Source organism: Candidatus Aegiribacteria sp. (genome assembly GCA_021108435.1).
In the GTDB taxonomy this organism is placed as follows: domain Bacteria; phylum Fermentibacterota; class Fermentibacteria; order Fermentibacterales; family JCC-6; genus Aegiribacteria.
In genome coordinates this window covers 1-3,266 of record JAIOQY010000124.1, presented here as the reverse complement: position 1 = coordinate 3,266, position 3,266 = coordinate 1, and the positions used below count along the sequence as shown (strand labels likewise).

Genomic DNA, 3,266 nt, shown 5'->3' with positions numbered 1-3,266 from the left:
CCGGCGTGACCGCCGAATTCAACCAGACCCGCAAAAGCGGATACGGAAACAACAAGAAGAACGATCATCAGTTTTTTCATTTTTCACCTTTCTGTTATTAGTATTAATGTTATTCTAGAATACTGGATTGCTATGGTCAACTATGTCTATTTCTCAGAAGATCAGCTGTTTTCCTGAGTTCCAGAACTCTCGGCCCCGGAGATGAAAAGTCACCATCAGGCTGTATGAACACGAAATCAACTCCTGCTGCTTTCGCAACAACCATATCACTTCCGATGCTGTCACCTACAAACAGTGTTGTTTCCGGTGTTGAATCAGCAAGCCTCATTGCAAGCTGCAGTATCGCAGGGTCAGGTTTGGCGTATCCGACCTCGCAGCTGATTACCAGGAGGTCCAGATATTCCATCAAACCCGCCTTCACCAGCCTCTTTCTCTGAACCGGTCCAAGACCGTTTGAGACAAGTCCGATCGTATGATCTTTCTTCAGTGAGATGAGCAGGTCTATAATCCCGGGGAGAGGTTCTCCGTGCTGCGACATCACCTCGAAGTAGTTATTCAGGAACAGCCCTGACGGTAAATTAACGTCCGCTTCAGTGAAGATGTCCTGCATATACGCAGAATCAGCAGGCATCCATCCCGGTCTGCAGGCCTCGATGTCCTGAACGGCATCGCAACTGACCAGTTCCAGAGCTTTCTTCTCAAGATCAGGAGAGACCGGTTTTCCCATTTGCTCAATTGCTTTTGTTACTGCGTATTTCTGGGCGGCATCATAATCGATAAGTGTTCCATCCAGATCAAAAAGGATGGCTTTATATTTTTTTATATTCTGCATGATATCCTTCTGTAGCAATTGACCCCTTTTGCTGATCTGATTTAGATGCTGAAATGATTTTTTTCCAGTATATTAATTACATCTTTAATACTAACTGGTCAATCACAAAAATCCAATATATGGAAGGTTTCAATCATGAGTAACGGTAAGAAGGTTCCCGCTCCATACAAGCTTTCGAAATCACCCGCGGAGCGAAGTATTCTGGTTCTTTCAGGCAAAGGCGGAGTAGGTAAAAGCACGGTTGCGGCTAATCTTGCGATCTCACTATCACTTCAGGGATTCAAAACAGGCCTTCTTGATACTGATTTTCATGGTCCAAGCATCCCTAAACTGCTTGGTCTGGAGGGCAGCAGATTAACTTCTGATGGAGAAAAGGTCAATCCTGTGGAGATGGGAGCTCTTTCCGTCATCTCAGTGGATTTCATGCTGGGAAATCGAACCGATCCGGTCATCTGGCGCGGACCTATGAAGATGAACGTTATCAAGCAGCTGTTCGAGGATGTCAACTGGGGAGACCTGGATTACATGGTTATCGACTGTCCTCCCGGTACCGGTGATGAACCGCTTTCTGTCGTTCAGTTGATTCCTGAGCCATCGGGAGCCGTTATTGTAACAACACCCCAGGAACTGTCGCTTTCGGATGTCAGACGTTCAATTCAGTTCTGCAGCGCATTGAATCTTCCCGTACTCGGAGTTATTGAGAATATGTCCGGTTTTACCTGCCCTCATTGCGGAGAGCGGACCGAATTGTTCGGGTCCGGCGGGGGAGAGGAGATGGCAGAGGAAATGGGTGTTCCCTTCCTCGGAAAAATCCCAATTGAACCGGATATCGTAATTTCCGGAGACAGCGGAAAACCATTTGTATACCATAATGGACACTCGCTTTTCGCTAAGGATTTCGAGAGAATCGTGGGAGATATTGTCAAAAGAGTTTCATCCGGAAATAACACTGAGAAATAAATATGTTCACGAATGCGGAAAGCAAGTGGATTGATTCTCTGATAAAGCAGGATGAAATTGACCGCTATCTGAATAACGGTAAAGATTTTATTGACGAACAGCTGATCTGGAATCAGCTGGAGAAGCAGAAGAATCCGTCCGATTCATATATCCGGGAGATAATCGCGAAATCACTTGAACTTGAACGCCTGGATCCGGTCGAAACAGCAGCTCTTCTGAACTGCCGGAATGATGAATTGTGGGAGGAGATATTCAAAACCGGGCTCAGTATCAAGCGGAAGGTGTACGGTCGGAGGATTGTCTTTTTTGCTCCTTTGTACATATCGAATTACTGCGTTAACAACTGTGCGTACTGCGCTTTCAGACGGGAGAACACAGCTGTAACCAGAACCTGCCTGTCAGATGATCAGATAAGGGCTGAAGTAAGAGCGCTTACTGCCGAAGGGCACAAGAGGCTTATCATGGTTTACGGTGAGCATCCCACTACCGGTGCCGACTTCATCGCGCATACTCTGAAAGTGGTCTACGAAACGAAACACAGCGGAGATGAGATTCGCAGAGCCAATATCAATGCCGCGCCTCTTCCAATTGACGATCTGCGTAAGCTTTCTGAAGTTGGTATCGGAACTTATCAGGTTTTTCAGGAGACATATCACCCGGAAACGTATCGCAGGCTTCACCCTGCCGATACCCTTAAAGGGAACATGAGATGGAGACTGTACGCTCTTCACAGGGCAATGGAAGCCGGCGTGGATGACGTTGGGATCGGAGCTCTCTTCGGACTGGTAGATTACCGTTTTGAGGTGATGTCACTCCTTCTGCACACAATTGACCTCGAGGAGAAATTCGGCGGCGTGGGCCCGCATACCATCAGTTTCCCAAGGCTTGAACCTGCCCTGAATACTCCTTTTGTTGAAAATCCTGAGCATCTCATCGATGATGAATCTTTCAGAAAGCTTGTTGCGGTCATAAGACTGTCAGTTCCCTACACAGGTATGATCCTGACAGCAAGAGAACCTCAATCTGTACGTAACAGTATCATTTCTCTTGGTGTAACTCAGCTCGACGCCGGATCGAACATAGGCATCGGGTGCTATGCCACCGGTAAGACTCAGGGTGACAGGCAGCAGTTCGAACTGGCTGACAATCGCACACTGGAGGAAGTGATATCGTATCTGGTTGACCTGGGAATGATTACCAGCTTCTGTACCGCAGGTTACAGGTGCGGCAGGACAGGTCACTACTTCATGGATATCGCCAAATGCGGGAAGGTGCACGAACTCTGCATGCCAAACGCAATTCTAACCTTTGCTGAGTATCTTGATGACTACGCATCAGAAGATACACGGAAAAGGGGCTGGAAACTCATCGGGGAGGAACTTCAACAGCTTCCAGGTGATGAACTCAGAGAGAGAGTAGTGGAATTGCTTGAAAGAGTACGAACTGGAGAAAGGGATCTATACCTCTAGGGTCA

General features: G+C 47.3%; 3 protein-coding genes. 2 read left to right on the top strand and 1 reads right to left on the bottom strand.

The window, feature by feature from the left end; all coding sequences use genetic code 11:
• Positions 1 to 136: 136 nt before the first annotated feature.
• The gene (locus K8R76_07050) at positions 137 to 832 is read right to left on the bottom strand and encodes an HAD family hydrolase (GenBank protein ID MCD4847930.1); all 696 of its coding nucleotides are present in this window, start codon (positions 830 to 832) and stop codon (positions 137 to 139) included.
• A gap of 135 nt (positions 833 to 967) precedes the next feature.
• On the opposite strand from K8R76_07050, the gene K8R76_07045 reads away from it, so the two are divergent.
• Entirely contained in the window at positions 968 to 1,792 is an 825-nt protein-coding gene (locus tag K8R76_07045) for an Mrp/NBP35 family ATP-binding protein (GenBank protein MCD4847929.1), read from the top strand.
• A 2-nt stretch (positions 1,793 to 1,794) separates the two neighbouring features.
• The gene (hydG, locus tag K8R76_07040) at positions 1,795 to 3,261 is read left to right on the top strand and encodes a [FeFe] hydrogenase H-cluster radical SAM maturase HydG (GenBank protein ID MCD4847928.1); all 1,467 of its coding nucleotides are present in this window, start codon (positions 1,795 to 1,797) and stop codon (positions 3,259 to 3,261) included.
• Positions 3,262 to 3,266 lie beyond the last annotated feature (5 nt).